15 protein-coding genes and 10 tRNA genes are annotated in these 16,276 nt (G+C 55.1%); 1 reads left to right on the top strand and 24 read right to left on the bottom strand.

Features of this window, described 5'->3' with window-relative positions:
- Positions 1-133: 133 nt before the first annotated feature.
- The 18 genes from KNP76_RS13455 to acpS form a co-directional block, all read right to left on the bottom strand.
- A tRNA-Ile gene (locus KNP76_RS13455) sits at positions 134-210 on the bottom strand.
- Positions 211-220: 10 nt separating this feature from the next.
- A tRNA-Arg gene (locus KNP76_RS13450) sits at positions 221-297 on the bottom strand.
- Positions 298-301: 4 nt separating this feature from the next.
- Positions 302-389, bottom strand: a tRNA-Leu gene (locus KNP76_RS13445).
- A 29-nt stretch (positions 390-418) separates the two neighbouring features.
- Positions 419-494 (bottom strand) — tRNA-Lys (locus tag KNP76_RS13440).
- Positions 495-504: 10 nt separating this feature from the next.
- Positions 505-576 (bottom strand) — tRNA-Gln (locus tag KNP76_RS13435).
- Positions 577-583: 7 nt separating this feature from the next.
- Positions 584-659 (bottom strand) — tRNA-Asp (locus tag KNP76_RS13430).
- Between the two features lie 19 nt (positions 660-678).
- A tRNA-Val gene (locus tag KNP76_RS13425) sits at positions 679-754 on the bottom strand.
- A 6-nt stretch (positions 755-760) separates the two neighbouring features.
- Positions 761-835 (bottom strand) — tRNA-Glu (locus KNP76_RS13420).
- A gap of 23 nt (positions 836-858) precedes the next feature.
- Positions 859-950 (bottom strand) — tRNA-Ser (locus tag KNP76_RS13415).
- Between the two features lie 9 nt (positions 951-959).
- Positions 960-1,034 (bottom strand) — tRNA-Asn (locus KNP76_RS13410).
- A gap of 217 nt (positions 1,035-1,251) precedes the next feature.
- On the bottom strand, positions 1,252-3,381 hold the full coding sequence (locus tag KNP76_RS13405) for a Tex family protein (protein WP_214844818.1): 2,130 nt from the start codon (positions 3,379-3,381) through the stop codon (positions 1,252-1,254).
- A gap of 71 nt (positions 3,382-3,452) precedes the next feature.
- Positions 3,453-4,253 (bottom strand): RNA polymerase sigma factor SigB, encoded by an 801-nt coding sequence (gene sigB / locus KNP76_RS13400; RefSeq protein WP_034808700.1) that lies wholly within the window; start codon positions 4,251-4,253, stop codon positions 3,453-3,455.
- A complete protein-coding gene (gene rsbW, locus KNP76_RS13395) occupies positions 4,219-4,695 on the bottom strand; it encodes an anti-sigma B factor RsbW (RefSeq protein ID WP_211780050.1) in 477 nt (158 codons plus the stop codon). The genes sigB and rsbW overlap by 35 nt, the downstream gene beginning before the upstream one ends.
- Positions 4,692-5,018 (bottom strand): STAS domain-containing protein, encoded by a 327-nt coding sequence (locus tag KNP76_RS13390; protein ID WP_034808704.1) that lies wholly within the window; start codon positions 5,016-5,018, stop codon positions 4,692-4,694. Before KNP76_RS13390 ends, rsbW begins: the two co-directional genes overlap by 4 nt.
- Positions 5,019-5,159: 141 nt before the next feature.
- Positions 5,160-5,510 (bottom strand): type II toxin-antitoxin system PemK/MazF family toxin, encoded by a 351-nt coding sequence (locus KNP76_RS13385; protein ID WP_016510516.1) that lies wholly within the window; start codon positions 5,508-5,510, stop codon positions 5,160-5,162.
- A gap of 5 nt (positions 5,511-5,515) precedes the next feature.
- The gene (locus KNP76_RS13380; RefSeq protein ID WP_214840365.1) at positions 5,516-5,794 is read right to left on the bottom strand and encodes a hypothetical protein; all 279 of its coding nucleotides are present in this window, start codon (positions 5,792-5,794) and stop codon (positions 5,516-5,518) included.
- 132 nt (positions 5,795-5,926) lie between these two features.
- Entirely contained in the window at positions 5,927-7,003 is a 1,077-nt protein-coding gene (gene alr / locus KNP76_RS13375; RefSeq protein WP_214844817.1) for an alanine racemase, read from the bottom strand.
- Positions 6,987-7,358, bottom strand: coding sequence for a holo-ACP synthase (gene acpS, locus KNP76_RS13370; RefSeq protein WP_034808711.1), 372 nt, complete (start codon positions 7,356-7,358; stop codon positions 6,987-6,989). The genes alr and acpS overlap by 17 nt, the downstream gene beginning before the upstream one ends.
- 63 nt (positions 7,359-7,421) lie before the next feature.
- Between acpS and KNP76_RS13365 the strand changes: the two genes are divergently transcribed.
- On the top strand, positions 7,422-8,147 hold the full coding sequence (locus tag KNP76_RS13365) for a rhomboid family intramembrane serine protease (RefSeq protein ID WP_034808713.1): 726 nt from the start codon (positions 7,422-7,424) through the stop codon (positions 8,145-8,147).
- Between the two features lie 40 nt (positions 8,148-8,187).
- On the opposite strand, the gene argF is transcribed toward KNP76_RS13365, so the two are convergent.
- Genes argF through argJ form a run of 6 tightly spaced genes read right to left on the bottom strand, consistent with a single transcriptional unit; the run spans position 8,188 to position 16,268 of the window.
- Positions 8,188-9,114 (bottom strand): ornithine carbamoyltransferase, encoded by a 927-nt coding sequence (argF, locus tag KNP76_RS13360; RefSeq protein WP_034808715.1) that lies wholly within the window; start codon positions 9,112-9,114, stop codon positions 8,188-8,190.
- Positions 9,111-12,131 carry a carbamoyl-phosphate synthase (glutamine-hydrolyzing) large subunit gene (gene carB / locus KNP76_RS13355; RefSeq protein WP_214844816.1) on the bottom strand — a complete coding sequence of 1,007 codons (3,021 nt, stop codon included), beginning with the start codon at positions 12,129-12,131 and terminating at the stop codon, positions 9,111-9,113. The genes argF and carB overlap by 4 nt, the downstream gene beginning before the upstream one ends.
- Positions 12,124-13,173 (bottom strand): carbamoyl phosphate synthase small subunit, encoded by a 1,050-nt coding sequence (locus KNP76_RS13350; RefSeq protein WP_214844815.1) that lies wholly within the window; start codon positions 13,171-13,173, stop codon positions 12,124-12,126. Before KNP76_RS13350 ends, carB begins: the two co-directional genes overlap by 8 nt.
- On the bottom strand, positions 13,170-14,315 hold the full coding sequence (locus KNP76_RS13345; protein ID WP_214844814.1) for an acetylornithine transaminase: 1,146 nt from the start codon (positions 14,313-14,315) through the stop codon (positions 13,170-13,172). Before KNP76_RS13345 ends, KNP76_RS13350 begins: the two co-directional genes overlap by 4 nt.
- Positions 14,275-15,054, bottom strand: coding sequence for an acetylglutamate kinase (argB, locus tag KNP76_RS13340; RefSeq protein WP_214844813.1), 780 nt, complete (start codon positions 15,052-15,054; stop codon positions 14,275-14,277). The genes KNP76_RS13345 and argB overlap by 41 nt, the downstream gene beginning before the upstream one ends.
- Positions 15,051-16,268 carry a bifunctional glutamate N-acetyltransferase/amino-acid acetyltransferase ArgJ gene (gene argJ, locus KNP76_RS13335; RefSeq protein ID WP_214844812.1) on the bottom strand — a complete coding sequence of 406 codons (1,218 nt, stop codon included), beginning with the start codon at positions 16,266-16,268 and terminating at the stop codon, positions 15,051-15,053. Before argJ ends, argB begins: the two co-directional genes overlap by 4 nt.
- Between the last annotated feature and the right edge of the window lie 8 nt (positions 16,269-16,276).

Genomic DNA, 16,276 nt, shown 5'->3' with positions numbered 1-16,276 from the left:
TTCGTCCTGAGCCAGGATCAAACTCTCCAAAGAATTTGATATAGCTCTTGAAATGACGAAGCTTGCGCTTCATTCAAAAATTGTAAAACATTTTTTGCCTCATCGTTCAGTTTTCAAAGTTCGTCAGTTAAAATGGTGGGCCTAAGTGGACTCGAACCACCGACCTCACGCTTATCAGGCGTGCGCTCTAACCGGCTGAGCTATAGGCCCATAATAAAAATGGTGCACCCTGAGAGATTCGAACTCCCGGCCTTTAGATTCGTAGTCTAACGCTCTATCCAGCTGAGCTAAGGGTGCATATTGGTGCGGTCGAGAGGACTTGAACCTCCACGGTGTTAACCACCACTAGGCCCTCAACCTAGCGCGTCTACCGATTCCGCCACGACCGCAGCGTATAAAGTGTTACGAGGGATAAAAATGGTGAGTCATGCAGGGCTCGAACCTGCGACCCTCTGATTAAAAGTCAGATGCTCTACCAACTGAGCTAATGACTCAAATAAAAAGCTGGGCTGGAAGGGATCGAACCTTCGCATGTCGGAATCAAAATCCGATGCCTTACCACTTGGCTACAGCCCAACGTAAATGGCGGTCTCGACGGGATTTGAACCCGCGATCTCCTGCGTGACAGGCAGGCATGTTAACCCCTACACCACGAGACCAGATTACGTTTTATTTGAATGGTGGAGGATGACGGGATCGAACCGCCGACCCCCTGCTTGTAAGGCAGGTGCTCTCCCAGCTGAGCTAATCCTCCATATGATGGTGACCCGTACGGGATTCGAACCCGTGTTACCGCCGTGAAAGGGCGGTGTCTTAACCGCTTGACCAACGGGCCATGAATGTTTTCTAAAAGTTAAGTGGCGGAGACGGAGGGATTCGAACCCTCGCACCGGTTTCCCAGCCTACTCCCTTAGCAGGGGAGCCCCTTATAGCCTCTTGGGTACGTCTCCAAAATAAAATGGCTCCGCAAGTAGGATTTGAACCTACGACCTACCGGTTAACAGCCGGTTGCTCTACCACTGAGCTATTGCGGAACGTTGCTTGAATTTATCGAAGTAACGCTTTAAATTGTAACCGCAAACCAGAAACCTGTCAATCACTTTTTTAGAAAAGCTTTAATTTCGCGTGCCGTTTCTCGGCGACTTCTATAAGATAGCACGGTCCGAAAAGACCGTCAACACTTTTCCACAAAAAAAGTTGAGCAAAATGAAATCATTTTGCCCAACCCCGACTTCCTTCTTTATATGCTCGTCATGACTTCTTTGGTGCGAGCATCGTCAAGCTGATTCGACCTCGATTCGCATCGACTTGTTCGATCCAGACCGTCACGATATCTCCGACTGCGACGACGTCGAGCGGATGTTTCACGTATCGGTTGGACAGTTTCGATATATGGACGAGCCCATCTTGCTTCACGCCGATATCGACGAACGCCCCGAAGTCGATGACGTTTCGGACCGTTCCTTGAAACTCCATCCCAACTTGAAGGTCTTCTAGGTTCATGACATCCGTCCGAAGCAACGGCTTTTGAATGTCCTCACGCGGATCGCGTCCCGGTTTCGCGAGCGACTTCAAGATATCTTCAATTGTCGGCAATCCAGCATTCAACTTTTCACTGAGCGCACTCGCATCGACTGTCTTCAATCGGTCTCGCAACTCGGCCGTCCCGACTGCTTGCTTCGAAACACCGAGTTCCTTCAATAGAGAGAGTGTCAGTTTGTAACTCTCCGGGTGAATTTCGGTTTGATCGAGTACGTCGCTTCCGTTCGTGATTCGCAAAAAGCCGGCAGCTTGCTCATACGCCTTGGCTCCAAGGCGTGGAACTTTTTTGATTTCTTTTCGCGTGTCGAATCGGCCGAACTCATCGCGATACGCCACGATATTTTTCGCCGTCGTCTTATTCAAGCCCGATACGTACGTCAAAAGCGATTCCGAGGCCCGGTTCACATCGACCCCAACCATATTGACGACACTCTCGACGACGAACTCGAGCGACGCCTTCAGTTTATTTTGACTGACGTCATGCTGATACTGACCGACCCCGACAGACTGCGGGTCGACTTTGACGAGTTCGGCCATCGCATCTTGAATCCGTCTCGCAATCGAGACAGCGGACCGCTCCTCGACTTTCAGCGCCGGAAATTCGGTACGGGCGACTTCTGAAGCCGAATAGACGCTCGCCCCGGCCTCATTGACGATCGCATACGCAATCTCACGCTCGGCTTTCTTCAACCAGTCGGCGACGAACTGCTCGGTTTCCCGTGACGCAGTCCCGTTTCCGATGACGATGACGGAAATCGGATATTTCTTCACGAGCGAGGCGAGCACTTTTTCCGAACCGGCCACGTCATGTTTCGGCGCTGTCGGATAGAAGACTCCGACTTCTTCGACTTTTCCGATCTCATTGACGACGGCCCATTTGCATCCCGTCCGATACGCCGGGTCGATCCCGAGGACGACGACTTCCCGGAGCGGCGGTTGCATGTACAGCTGCTTCAAGTTTTTGACGAAGACGTCAATCGCCTGTTCTTCGGCCGTCTCGGTCAACTCACTGCGCATCTCGCGTTCAATCGCCGGGAATACTGACTTTTTATACGCCTCTTTGATGGCGACGGTGACGAGTTCACGTTTCTCGGCCGGGAGTCGTTCGAACGGACGCAGCGCCTGATTCATGAACGTCGTCTCGTCAAACACGAGTTTGACTTGAAGAACGTCCGTCCGCTCTCCACGGTTCAAGGCGAGGACACGGTGCGGGACAATCCCGGCGACTTTTTCCTCGTAGTCATAATACTGTGAAAAGACTTCTTTCTCATCTTCCGCCTGCTTTTTCTTTTGTGAACGAAGCAACGCTTCTTTCCGGACCCGGGCCCGGAGCGATTGACGAAGTGACGCTGTCTCGCCCCACTCTTCTCCAATAATTGCTTGGGCGAACGGCAGTGCCTCGTCGAGCGGCGTGTCCCCGGCGAGCTGTTGTGCGTCTTTCAACGAATAGGCGGACGGGTTGCGATACCAGTCGGCGAGCGGTTGCAACCCCTTCTCGCGGCCTTGCTCGGCTTTCGTCCGTCGCTTCGGTCGGTACGGCAAATAGATGTCGTCGACTTGTTGCAACGTCGTTGCGGCTTCGAGCGCGCGTGCGAGTTCCGGCGTCGCTTTCTCGAGCTCTTCTAATTTCGCGAGCACGTCGGACTTTCGTTTCTGCAAGCTCTCTTCATATTGAAGGGCGTCAAGAATCGATTTGATTTCGACTTCATCGAGGTTCCCCGTCATCTCCTTACGGTAACGGGCCATGAACGGGATCGTCGCGCCGTCAGCGGCGAGTTGTCTCACCGTCTCGACTTGACTTTCTTTTACTTGTAGCGTTTTCGCGACTTTCGTGATCATCTGAACCACTTCCTTTTCTAGTCTCTAGTTGAAGTGTAGCAAAGAGCAGACAACAAAAAAACGATGACTCCTCAGTCATCGCTAGAAAATACTTCATTGAGCGGCACTTTGATGGCCTCACGTAACTTCTCGAGGGCACGACGCTGCAAGCGTGATACATGCATCTGCGAGATGCCGAGCAATTCGCCCGTCTCTTTTTGGCTCATGTTTTTATAGTAGGCACATTCTAAAATGGCCTGTTCTCGTTCGTTCAATACACTGAACGCCTTTTCGAGAATGAGTCGTTGGTCGACCGACTCGTAACCCCGTTCTTGACTACCGACGAGATCGAGTAGCGTGACGGTGCTACCTTCATTATCCGCTTCAATCGAGCTATCGACCGAGAGAGCTTGATAACTCTTACCCATCTCGAGCGTCTCAAGAATCTCTTCATCAGAGACCCCAAGATGATCGGCAATCTCGTCGATTCGCGGTGAGCGTTGAAGCTCCGTCGTCAACTCTTCGACCGTCTTCTTAATCTTTGGCCCGAGTTCTTTAATGCGACGGGGCACGTGGACGCTCCATGTTTTGTCACGAATGAATCGCTTGATTTCCCCGATGATCGTCGGGACGGCAAACGATTCAAAACTACGTCCGAATTCTGGGTCGAAACGACGGAGCGCTGCGAGCAGTCCAATCATCCCGACTTGGACGAGATCATCATGGATGGCCCGACCACGGGAGAACTTACGAGCGAGCGCCTCGACGAGGTCCGAGTAGCGATTGATCAGGAGCATCTGGACTTCCTCGTTTTGGTCGTCCTGCTGATAGCGTTCAATCCACTCTAGTACTTCATCATCACTGTGATGGCGTTGTTGAGATTTTGCTGGCACTCTGATCCACCTCGTCCCTGTTAAGGAGTTTCGTCATCGTCACTTTGACACCACTGTCTTTGTTGATCGAGACGTCATCCATTAACGCTTCAATGAGGAACAGACCGAGTCCTCCTTCGTGAAGCGATTCGATTTCAGTCGTCTCTTCGACTGGAGCCGCTTGGCGTTTCACATCATCGGCAAACGTCTTGCCCGAATCCTCAATCGTCATCTCTAAACGATCCGTGTATACGCCACACGTGAGTTTCACTTCACCTTCTTGGTCATCATATGCATGTTGAACAGCGTTACCACAAGCTTCCGAGACTGCGATTTTAATGTCTTCGATCTCATCGTATGTGTAGCCCATACGATTCGCGATTCCTGACACGACTAAACGGACCACACCGACATACTCTGGTTTGGCCGGGAACGTCATCACCGTCTGTTCGATGTTACTCATTGCGTGCCACCTCTTACATTCGTGTTAATCGAGAGCAATTTGTGAAGGCCAGTCAATTCAAAGAGACGATTGACACGATCGGTTACCCCGACGAGCGACAACTCTTTCTCATTGCGTGTTGCTATTTTAAGGGCACCGACGAAAACGCCGAGACCTGTTGAGTCCATATAATCCACTTCATCCAAATGAACGACGACGTTTTGCTCCGTGATTGCCGGATGCAAGACTTCTTTCAGTTTGGGAGCGGTATATGTATCCACTTCTCCGGATACGTAAAGGTGTAATTGATCTCCAATGACTTGCTCGCGAATCGCTAAATCCATCGTTATTCCCTCCTAAAGTTGCGCACAGAAAAATCGAGTACGATTAAATATAATTCCCTTGTTTCATAATCTTAAACCTAAATTTTTATTAATTTTTGAAAAAAAACCGATACCCATGTACCGGTTCTGTTCATATGTAAGCTAGAGCGGGATTAATCCCATACTAATCTCTAGCGCTCTGTCCACTTTGTGCATCGTCTCATCGTCAAGATGTGTCACCTTGTCCGTCAGACGACGTTTATCAATCGTTCGAATCTGTTCAAGCAAAATCACCGAGTCTCGTTCGAGCCCGTGTTTGACTTGATACACTTCCACATGAGTCGGCAGTTTTGCTTTCTGGATCTGAGCCGTAATCGCAGCGACAATGACGGTCGGGCTAAAGCGATTGCCGATATCGTTTTGAATGACGAGGACCGGACGAACTCCACCTTGCTCTGAACCGACTACGGGCGACAGATTCGCATAAAACACGTCACCACGCTTTACGATCACTCCGCTCACACCCCGCTTACTTGACGTAAGAGAGCATGTTCGGCTTCCGTCTCAATCATCAGCATCTCTTCTGCCATATTCAAATTAAACGCGGCCATCTCTTGATAGCCTTTCGCCAATTCTTCACGCAGTGCTTGTTGTCGATCAGCAATTTCTTTGGACAAGTACGTCACTACATCGTTCAATGACAATGATTCACGATCTTTCATCGAAATCGGACCCCCATGCTGCGAGAACCGATCTGGAACGGACGCCAATGCACCCGCTGTTCGCTGTTTCAACATCTTACACCTCCAGAATCGTTTCAATGGACTGGCGGAATGTTTTTCCCGCGTTCTTTATCAATATAACACGCGAGTTTGGGAAAATATAGAGGATTCGAGAAAGAATTCAGATAATTTCACACGTTTTCTGATTCACACATAGTGTCTCGGCAAGCGGCTCGTCAACTGACAGACGACTTCATAATTGATTGTGTCTAAATGTGCCGCCAATTCATCGATTGGCACCGGACCCCCGATAAGTGTCACGTCGGTACCGATCGGGACTTCTTCTGGCAGTTTAATCATGAAACGGTCCATGCAGACACGCCCGACAATCGGACAACGTGTGCCATTGACATCGACTTCGAATCCGCTCGCCTTTCGAATCCAACCGTCCGCATAACCGACCGGCACCGTTCCGATCCACTCATCTTCTGTCGTCGTGTATGTCGCCCCATAACTGATCGTCTGCCCGGCCTCGAGCCGTTTCACTTGCATGAGCTTACTCTTCAGCGTGAACGCCGGCCGCAAAAAGGAGTAGAATGACGCCATCTCGCTTGACGGGTAGAGTCCGTAGATGGCGATGCCGACACGGACAAGGTTATACGGCACGTCTTCACCAGCCATCCGAATCGCCCCGGCCGAGTTCGACGTATGGATGTACTTGAAGCGTGAACCGAGTCCGTCCATTAAACGATCGAAACGGACTTGTTGCTCGTGATAAAGCGCGCTATCCGGTTCATCGGCCGTCGCAAAATGTGTATAGATGCCTTCGATGACGAAACGGTCATCGGCCACCTCAAGGAGCGCGTCAAGTTCTTCTCGCGTCCGAAGACCGAGCCGGCCCATGCCGGTGTCCACTTTCACATGGACGGTGAGCGGCCGGTCGTTCAGATGCATCTTCGCTTCTTCGAGCCAAGCCGCCGAGAAGACGGAGAGGATGACGTCGTGTTTTGCTGCGACACCTGCCAATTCAGGAAACTGTGCTTCCATGACAAGGATTGGTGCCTCGATACCGGCTTCGCGGAGTTCGATCGCTTCTTCAAGCAAGGCGACCCCGAGCATCGTAGCTCCGTTTTCGAGCGCAATCGTCGCGACCTCGACGGCGCCATGCCCGTATGCGTTCGCTTTGACGACAGCCATCAATTGTTGTGGGATGCGACGCTTAATCTCTTTCACGTTATGCGCAATCGCTGCCCGGTCAATTTCAATTTTACTTGGACGATACATCGGAATCCTCCTCTTCAATGATGACTTGGGCCACGGCGTATTGTTCACTATGGCTAATGCTGACATGAATCCGTCCCGGCGACGGTGCCGTCATGACTGGCCGTCCCGTCTCGTCGGGCAACACTTCAATCTGTTGCCATGACAATCCGCGGGCGATACCCGTTCCGACCGCTTTGGCGTAAGCCTCTTTCGCGGCGAAGCGACCGGCGACGAACTCGATGCGGCGTTGTTCCGGATAGTTCGACGCGAGTCCACGTTCCGCCTCGGTCAAGAGCCGTTCCATGAACCGCGGCTTCTGTATCGAGCGAGCAATGCGCTCGAGTTCGACGAGGTCGATGCCGATTCCTACAATCACAGGATACTCGCTCCTTTCCTTTTCCACTCGTTTCCTTATACAATTAAGGAAAGAGGTGATGCTATGTTTAGTCGTACTGAGAATGTTCAAACGTTCATCCGAGCATACCCGCTCGTAACGCTGTTCATTGTAATCCAACTAGTCGTGTTTGTCATCGATTCTTTGATGCCGGGACTTCAGATCGTCGCACGGGGCGGATCGTTCCACCTCGCGCTCGCAGACGGGCAGTGGTACCGTCTCCTGACGGCAAACTTTATCCATCTAGGACTTGGCCACTTGCTGTTCAACTCGTTCGCGCTCATCATCTTCGGCCCGGCGATGGAACGCATGGTCGGGCATGTGCGGTTCGCGCTGTTTTATCTCGTCGCTGGCGCGCTCGCCAACCTGCTCACGTACTTTACCGTGAGCCAACTGTTCTATCTTCAGGCCGGTGCCTCGGGCGCGATCTTAGCGATCCTCGGTTTCTACGTATTCATCGGACGTTTCCGTCGGACGCTCATCTACAGCCAAGACGCGCGACTCGTCTACATCTTCGTCGCCATCAGTGCCGTCTTCACGTTAATCGGTTCGAACGTCTCGCTCTGGGGGCACGTGTACGGATTCCTCGCCGGATTCCTGCTCGCCTATCCGTTGTCGCGCTATACGGTGCCGTATTCACGGCCGCTCCGTTACGGGAAGTACAAGCCGCGCAAGTACGTACCGCCCATCATTCATACGGGTGAAGGGAAATGGATCTTTTACGTGATTATCGGACTCGCCGTCTTCGGCCTGTTCGCACGATTCTTATGACAAAAGGAGCTTCGCCAGTCGTCGGCGAAGCTCCTTTTCGTTAGGCGAGCAATGTGATCATCAGTGCTTTTTGGGCATGGAGCCGGTTCTCGGCTTGGTCGAAGACGAGCGACTGCGGGCCGTCCATCACGTCCGCCGTCACTTCTTCACCGCGATGAGCCGGCAGACAGTGTAGGAAAATCGCTTCGTCCCGTGCCGACGCCATCAACGTTTCGTCCACTTGGAACGAGGCGAAATGGGCGAGGCGCGTTTCCGCCTCCGCTTCTTGCCCCATGCTGGCGAACACGTCCGTATAGACGACATGTGCACCCACCGTCGCTTCGGCCGGGTCGTCGTAGCGTGTGACGCTGCCGCCGGTCGTCTCGGCTAGCGCGACGGCCTGATTGTAAATCGTCTCGTCGACCGTATAACCGTCCGGCGAGGCGACGCGGATATGCATTCCGCTCAAGGCACCGCCAAGCATGAGCGAGTGGGCCATGTTGTTCCCGTCACCGATGTACGTCAACACTTTCCCTTGGCGCGTCCCGAACGTCTCCTCAATCGTCAAGAGGTCGGCGAGCACTTGGCACGGATGATGCGTGTCCGTCAACCCGTTGATGATTGGAATCGAGCCCGCCGTCGCGAGCGTCTCGACCGTTTCATGGGCGTACGTCCGAATCATGAGTGCGTCGACGTAGCGGCTCATCACTCGAATCGTATCCGTGATCGGTTCACCGCGTCCGATTTGAAGGTCGCTCCCGCTCAAGAAGAGCGGGTAGCCGCCAAGCTCGACGACCCCGACCTCGAACGAAATGCGCGTGCGCGTGGACGCCTTCTCAAACAATAAGGCGACCTTCTTACCGGCAAGCGCCGTCCCATACGCGTCCGGATGTCGTTTCACGTCGATCGCCAAGCGAATGAGTTCATCTAAATCCGTTGGTGTCAATTCCTCGAGCGTCAACATGTGTTTGAACGTCTTTGTCGTCATAACGGTAATTCCTCCTTTGTGTGCGCCTGTAACGGACGGACCGGCACTGGTGTCGTGTCGACCGTCGCTTGATAGTAACGGGCGAGGTGTTGCTCCGAGATGACGTGGACGCCGTTTCGGACGGCCGCCTCCCGTATCACTTGTTCAGCCGGTACGTGCGAGAAGAGGACGGCGACGTGTTGGAAGTCAATCGTCGCGTCGAGCGGTACCTCGCCGAACGTCTCCCACCCTTCCCCATACACGATTTGTGGTCGCGCCATGACCCGGGTCGTCGTCGCATCGTAACAGAACCGTTCGGCAACGACGGGGATTGGACTGAATTGAAGCGTCTCCCCTGTCGAGCGCATGATCGGTCCTGTGAGCGGGTCGACACCTGGCAGCTTCAAACTTGAGAAAATCGGCGTCTTCACCGCATAACCGGTCAGTTGTTTCCGTTCGACCGGTAAGACGCCTTTAAGCGAATGGCCGAGCGCGGCGCGTGTCGCCCATTCGATGAGCGGTTCACCGGTCACTTTGCTGACAATCGGGACGGTCCGTGACGCCCGCGGGTTGATTTCAAGCACGTAAATCGTGTCGTCTTTTAAAACGAACTGGATGTTGAGCGCCCCGCGATACTCGAGTGCCTGACCGATTCGTTTCGTGATCGTGTCAATCTGTCGTTGGTGCGCCTCGGACGTCTCGACCGGCGGCATGACCATCGTCGAGTCCCCAGAATGAACCCCAGCCGCCTCGATTTGTTCCAAGATGGCCGGCACGTAGACGGTCTGCCCGTCCGTCACGCAGTCGACCTCAAGTTCGCGCCCGGCGACGTAGAGGTCGATGAGGAGCGGATAAGTGAGGTCTGGACTGATTCGGGCAAGGTCCGCCTCGGATTGCAAGATGTGCATCCCTTTCCCACCGATGACGTAAGACGGCCGGACGACGCAAGGGAAGCCAATCCGGTCGACCGCTTCATAGAGAGCAGCGGTAGTCCCGACTTCTTCTCCCGGGATGTGCGCGACGTCAATCTCGTCAAGAAACGCATAAAAGCGGTCCCGGTCTTCCATTTGGTCGATGATGGCAGCCGAGGCGCCGAGCAAGCGATATCCAGCCGCCTCCAGACCGTGTGCGAGCGCGATGCCCGTCTGACCGCCGAACTGGATTAAGACGTCGCGGCACCCTTCTGCCTCGAGGACGTGTGTGACGTCTTCTAGCGTGAGCGGCTCGACATACAACCGGTCAGCGACCGTGAAGTCGGTCGAGACCGTCTCCGGGTTGTTGTTGATCATGATGGCCTCGATGCCTTGCTGTTGAAGTGCCCAGACGGCATGGACCGAACTGTAGTCGAACTCGATGCCTTGGCCGATGCGTATCGGACCGGCCCCGATGACGGCGACTTTCCGCGTCTGACTCGCCTTCACTTCCGTCTTTCCGTGCCACGTCCCGTAGAAGTAAGGGGTCGCGCTCTCGAACTCGGCCGCGCACGTGTCGACCATGTGGTAGACCGGTTGGATGCCGAACGTCGCACGCAGCTCCTTGACGTCTTCCATCGTGACGCCTGAGATGGCGGCGATTTGTGCATCGGTGAACCCGAGCCGCTTTGCCTGTGACATGTTCGACTCCGTCAAAAAATCGGTGGATTTTGTCATCGTGACGAGCGTCTCGAGCATCGCCATGAAGTGCGGCGCGATGCCCGTCTTGTCCTCGAGTTCACTGCGCGAGGCGAGACCGCGGTCGATGAGCGCGAGACAGGCGTGCAGGCGACGGTCGGTCGGGGCGAGTACTTCCTGCCACAGTTCATTCGCATCGGCTCGCTTCATCCATGTCGGATAGAGCGGGGCCTGCTCGATTCCGGCACCACGCCACGCTTTTTGAAGCGCCTCTTCAAGTGTCTTCCCCATCGCCATGCTCTCACCCGTCGCTTTCATCTGGGGACCGAGGGCGCGTTCTGTCCCTTTGAACAAGTCGAACGGGAAGCACGGCACTTTCGCCGTCACATAGTCGAGCGTCGGCTCGAAACTGGCCATCGTGCCGTTCGTCACCGGGTTCACACAATCATCCAACCCTTCACCGAGCGCGAGACGCGTCGCGATCTTCGCAATCGGATAGCCGGTCGCTTTCGAGGCGAGGGCCGAACTCCGCGACACGCGCGGGTTGACCTCGATGACGTAGTAAGTCGGTTCAGTCGGATGAACGGCAAACTGGATGTTGCAGCCACCGACGACACCGAGACTCGAGACGATCCGAAGCGCTGCACTCCGTAACGTCTGGTGCATCGTATCCGATAACGTCTGTGCCGGAGCAAAGACGACCGAGTCGCCCGTATGCACCCCGACCGGGTCGATGTTTTCCATGTTGCAGACGATGATGCACGTCCCTTTCTCGTCACGCATCACTTCGTACTCGAACTCTTTGAAGCCGGCGATACTCTTTTCGACGAGACATTGCGAGATCGGGCTCGCCTCAAGTCCGCGCCGCGCCATCTCATAGGCGTCCGAGACGGTCGTCGCGATGCCACCTCCCGTCCCCCCAAGGGTGAACGCCGGACGGACGATGAGCGGGACTCCAGCTGTTTGGATGAACGCATCGAGCTCGTCGAGCGTCTCGATCGTCGTACTCACCGGGAGCGGTTCCCCGAGTTCATGCATCTTCTGCTTGAAGCGTTCCCGGTCTTCGCCGTCACGGATCGTCTCGAGCGACGTCCCGAGCAGGGCGATGCCGTGCTTTTCGAGCACCCCGGCCTCATCGAGCGCGAGCGCCAAATTGAGCGCAGTCTGTCCGCCGACGGTCGCGAGTAGGTGTGTCGGCTGTTCGGCTTCGATAATCATCTCGGCCTTTTCGAGCGTCATCGCCTCGATATACGTCTTGTCGGCCATACCCGGGTCGGTCATGATTGTCGCCGGGTTCGAGTTGAACAAGACGACCTCGCATCCCGCTTCCCGAAGCGCCTGACACGCTTGCGTACCTGAATAATCGAACTCGGCCGCTTGCCCGATGATAATCGGACCGGAGCCGATGACGAGCACTTTCTTATGCATATACGTTCACCCCTTGTTGAATCATTTCATCGAATTGATCGAATAACGCCTGCGCCTCTTTCGGTCCCGGGCTTGCTTCTGGATGGAACTGCGCCGTCAAAATCGGTGCCGTCGGATGTGTCGTCCCCTCTACGGACAAGTCGTTCACGTTCTCGAACAACAGCTCGAGCGGTGTCCGTTCGAGACTGTCGCGCGTGACGACGTACCCATGGTTTTGTGAAGTCATCCACACCTCGCCCGTTTGGACGTTTCGTACCGGATGGTTTGAACCCCGGTGCCCGTATGTCTGCTTCTCAATCGCTGCCCCGAACGAGAGTGCGATGAGTTGATGTCCCATACAAATCCCAAGCGTCGGATAGCGAAGCGCCACCTCGCGGACCGTCTCAATCCGGTCCATCAAATCACGCGGGTCGCCCGGTCCGTTCGAGACGAGCACCCCGTCCGGTTTCAAACGATGAATCGCTTCCGCCGGCGTATCGTATGGTAGGGTCGTGACGCCATAGCCGCGTGCGAGCATCGCCTCGACCATCGACGACTTCACCCCGAAGTCGAGACAGACGATGTGTCCTTTTTGATTCGTTCCGAGTTGGACCGGCTTCGCGGTCGTGACCGTCTCCGTGATTTGTAAGAAGTCGCCTTCGACTTGCCCGTTCGAATTCATCGCCAGGAGCCCCCACTGATCACCTTCCTGGCGGAGCGTATGGACGAGCGTGCGCGTATCAATTCCAGACAAGACGGGAATTCCCGCTTGTTCCAACCAGTCTTTTAACTCGTTTGACTGTCCGTTTCCTGCGAGCGTCTGGACGATGACACCAGCCACTTGGATGTCCGCACTTTCAGACGCACCGGTCTCGAGACCATATTGTCCGATGAGCGGATACGTGAAGACGATGACTTGTCCGGCGTACGACGGGTCGGTCAACACTTCTTGATAACCGGTCATCCCGGTGAAAAAGACGACTTCCCCTCTACCGAGCCGCGCGCTCGTCTCCCATGTCCCGTGAAACGTCATCCCGTTTTGTAACGTCAATGTCCCGTTCATTGCACCAGCTCCTTTGTGACGACCTGTTCGATGATGGCGAGTGCCTCATCGATTTCTTGTTGACTGACGAAAAGTGACGGCAAGAACCGAATCACATCGGGCCCGGCCGCGACGACGAGAAGTCCTGCTTCTCGTAGTTGATTGATCAAATCGGCCACTGGTTTTGTTGCGACGAGTCCGAGCATGAGCCCGAGTCCGCGCACGCCAATGAACGTGTCCCCATCGACGAAACGCTCAAGGCCCGACTTGAAGTATGCGCCCATCGCTTGGACGTGAGCCAGCGCCGCATCCTCGAATAACACATCGAGCGTCGCCTCGGCCGCGGCCATGGCGAGCGGGTTGCCGCCAAACGTCGACCCGTGGCTACCGGCTTCAAATACGGCTTCTGCCCCAGGTGCCGTTACGAGCGCACCGACAGGGAAACCGCTCCCGAGCCCTTTCGCGAGCGTCACGACGTCCGGCTTGAGCGGAGTCTGTTCGAACGCGTATCGGGTGCCGGTTCGGGCGATCCCGGTCTGCACCTCATCGATCACCACTTTGACCCCATGTTCATTCGCTTTCGCTTGCAATGCCGCGAACCATGCGACGTCACCGACGACGACGCCACCTTCCCCTTGGACGACTTCGAGCCAGACGGCCGCCGTCTCGTCATCGATGAAGTCGAGTGCCGCGCTGTCGTTGAACGGTGCATGGACGAAGTCCGGCACCATCGGCCCGAAACCGGTCTTCACTTTGTCTTGCCCGGTCGCCCCGAGCATCGCGAACGTCCGGCCGTGAAACGATTTCGTGAACGAGACGATTTTCGTCTTGCCCGTCCATTTCCGAATCAGCTTGAACGCCGCCTCGTTCGCCTCTGTCCCGCTGTTACAGAAGAAGGCGCGCGTCAAATGTGTACCGGCGACGAGTTTCTCCGCCACACGTTCCTGCCCGCTAATCGCATATAGATTGGACGTATGCCAAACGTTGCCAAGCTGTGCCTCGATCTTTTCAAGGACGGCAGGATGGCGATGTCCGGTGTTACAGACGGCGATGCCCATGACGAAATCGAGGTACTGTTTCCCCGTCGTGTCCGTCACGTACGATCCGTCTGCCTGTTTAATCTCAATGGCTCGTTGCCCATATGTGGGAAGTAGTGCGCTCATCATGTCCCTCCTTTAGTTGTGTCCCGGTTGCTGTCGGGTCGTTCCCGTCTCGAATGATGGCAAGCGCCACTCCCCCGTCTAGCGCGGAGCGGAGCGCCTCTGTCTTTGGAATCATGCCCCCGTATATCGCTCCCGACTCAATCGCCTGTTGCATCGCATCGACGGTCAGCGTCTCTTGAACCGTACCGTTGATTCGAATACCCGGCACGTCGGTGATCATCTCGAAGTGAGCGGCTTGAAGCGCACAAGCGACGGCGACAGCACAATCATCCCCGTTACAGTTCAGGGCGCCGTTTGTTCCGAACAGAATCGACGTCACGACCGGCACGTAGTGGTTTTGAACGAGTAGCTCAATCAACGACACATCAACGGTCTCGACTTCACCGACGGCCCCGAGTTCTTTGATTTCACGCCCAGTGAGCATCCGTCCGTCGACACCCGATAATCCGACCGCATTCACATCAGACCGACCGAGCGCCGTCACGATTTCCGTTTGCATCTCCCCCGCGAGGACACGTGTCGCCCCGGTCAACACGTCCTCCGTTGTCACGCGACGTCCGTTTTGAAAGACCGGCTTGATCTGTTGGGTCTCACAGTAAGCCGATAACCTCGGTCCCCCACCGTGAAGTAAGATGAGTTCATTTCCGGCTTCAACCCATTCTTTCCACTCTGTAAAGTAGTCGTGATGAAGCGTGTCCCAGACGCTCCCACCGAGCTTGACGACTTTCCGCTCGCTCATGTCCGATAACTCGCATTGATTTTGACGTAATCGTACGTGAGGTCGCAGCCATAGGCGCTGCCCGTTCCCGTTCCGTCGTTCAAATCGATCCGGATTGCGACGACGTCTTGTCCCATCTCCGCCGAGGCGAGTGTCTCGTCGAACCAGACCGGCACACTTTTCGATAAGACAAGTTGAGAGCCGATCTGGATGTCGATCCGACCGACGTCAATCGGTTCTTTCGTCGCCCCGACGGCCGCGATGATGCGTCCCCAGTTCGCATCTTTGCCATAGACCGCTGTCTTCACAAGCGAGGATCCGACGACCTGTTTCGCAATGATGCGGGCCGTCTCGTCCGTCTTCGCCCCGACGACGTTGACTTCAATTAGCGTCGTCGCACCTTCCCCGTCACGTGCGATTTGTTTGGCGAGGTCCGTGCAAACGTCCGTCAACGCTTTTGTGAATTGATGATACGCGTCCGTTCCCGCCTTGATTTCTTCTGTGTCGGAAGCGCCGCTCGCCATGACGAGCACCATGTCATTCGTCGAACTGTCCCCGTCGACGGTGATGTTATTGAACGAGGCGTCAACGCTTTGTTTCAGTGCGATGTGTAACAATTCTGGCGCGATGACGGCATCGGTTGTCACGAACCCGAGCATCGTCGCCATGTTCGGATGAATCATACCGGAGCCTTTGGCGACCCCGGCGACCTTCACGAACGTCTCCCCGTCTGCGTAACGGACCCCGGTCGTCTTCACTCCGGTGTCTGTCGTCAAAATTGCTTCAGCGAACGCCTCGGCCTGTGCCGCATCCGACTCAGGCGTCAACAATTCGATTCCGGCTAAAAGCGTGTCCATCGGTAACAGTTGCCCGATGACCCCAGTCGAAGCGATCGCGACTTCATCAGCTTCAATCCCTAAATGCGCGGCTGCTTTCGCTCGCATCGCATAGGCGTCCGTCAATCCTTGGTCGCCGGTGCAGGCGTTCGCGTTCCCGCTGTTGACGAGGACGGCGCGAATCTTTCCGTTTGATGCTTGTAGCGTCTGTTTCGTCACTTGAATCGGCGCCGCTTGAAATTGATTGGTCGTGTAGACGGCCGCCGCGCTCGCTAGTTGTTCACAGACGAGCAGCGCCAAGTCTTTGCGTTTTCGTTTCAATCCGGCATGTACGCCTGTCGCGTGAAACCCTTTCGGTGAGACGAGACTCACCGGTGGACTCATCGTTAAATCGGTCATTCGATCCC

It is taken from the genome of Exiguobacterium sp. s150, assembly GCF_018618435.1.
Taxonomy (GTDB): Bacteria; Bacillota; Bacilli; order Exiguobacteriales; family Exiguobacteriaceae; genus Exiguobacterium; species Exiguobacterium alkaliphilum.
Note: the sequence above shows the minus strand (reverse complement) of the source record. Positions and strands in the feature narration are given on the sequence as shown.

Bases quoted from the DNA above. Each gene is read 5' to 3' on its own strand.
- KNP76_RS13405 (WP_214844818.1), bottom strand. From the start codon at position 3,381: ATGATCACGAAAGTCGCGAAAACGCTACAAGTAAAAGAAAGTCAAGTC.
- rsbW (WP_211780050.1), bottom strand. From the start codon at position 4,695: ATGAGTAACATCGAACAGACGGTGATGACGTTCCCGGCCAAACCAGAG.
- KNP76_RS13390 (WP_034808704.1), bottom strand. From the start codon at position 5,018: ATGGATTTAGCGATTCGCGAGCAAGTCATTGGAGATCAATTACACCTT.
- KNP76_RS13380 (WP_214840365.1), bottom strand. From the start codon at position 5,794: ATGTTGAAACAGCGAACAGCGGGTGCATTGGCGTCCGTTCCAGATCGG.
- alr (WP_214844817.1), bottom strand. From the start codon at position 7,003: ATGTATCGTCCAAGTAAAATTGAAATTGACCGGGCAGCGATTGCGCAT.
- KNP76_RS13365 (WP_034808713.1), top strand. From the start codon at position 7,422: ATGTTTAGTCGTACTGAGAATGTTCAAACGTTCATCCGAGCATACCCG.
- argF (WP_034808715.1), bottom strand. From the start codon at position 9,114: ATGACGACAAAGACGTTCAAACACATGTTGACGCTCGAGGAATTGACA.
- carB (WP_214844816.1), bottom strand. From the start codon at position 12,131: ATGCATAAGAAAGTGCTCGTCATCGGCTCCGGTCCGATTATCATCGGG.
- KNP76_RS13350 (WP_214844815.1), bottom strand. From the start codon at position 13,173: ATGAACGGGACATTGACGTTACAAAACGGGATGACGTTTCACGGGACA.
- KNP76_RS13345 (WP_214844814.1), bottom strand. From the start codon at position 14,315: ATGAGCGCACTACTTCCCACATATGGGCAACGAGCCATTGAGATTAAA.
- argB (WP_214844813.1), bottom strand. From the start codon at position 15,054: ATGAGCGAGCGGAAAGTCGTCAAGCTCGGTGGGAGCGTCTGGGACACG.
- argJ (WP_214844812.1), bottom strand. From the start codon at position 16,268: ATGACCGATTTAACGATGAGTCCACCGGTGAGTCTCGTCTCACCGAAA.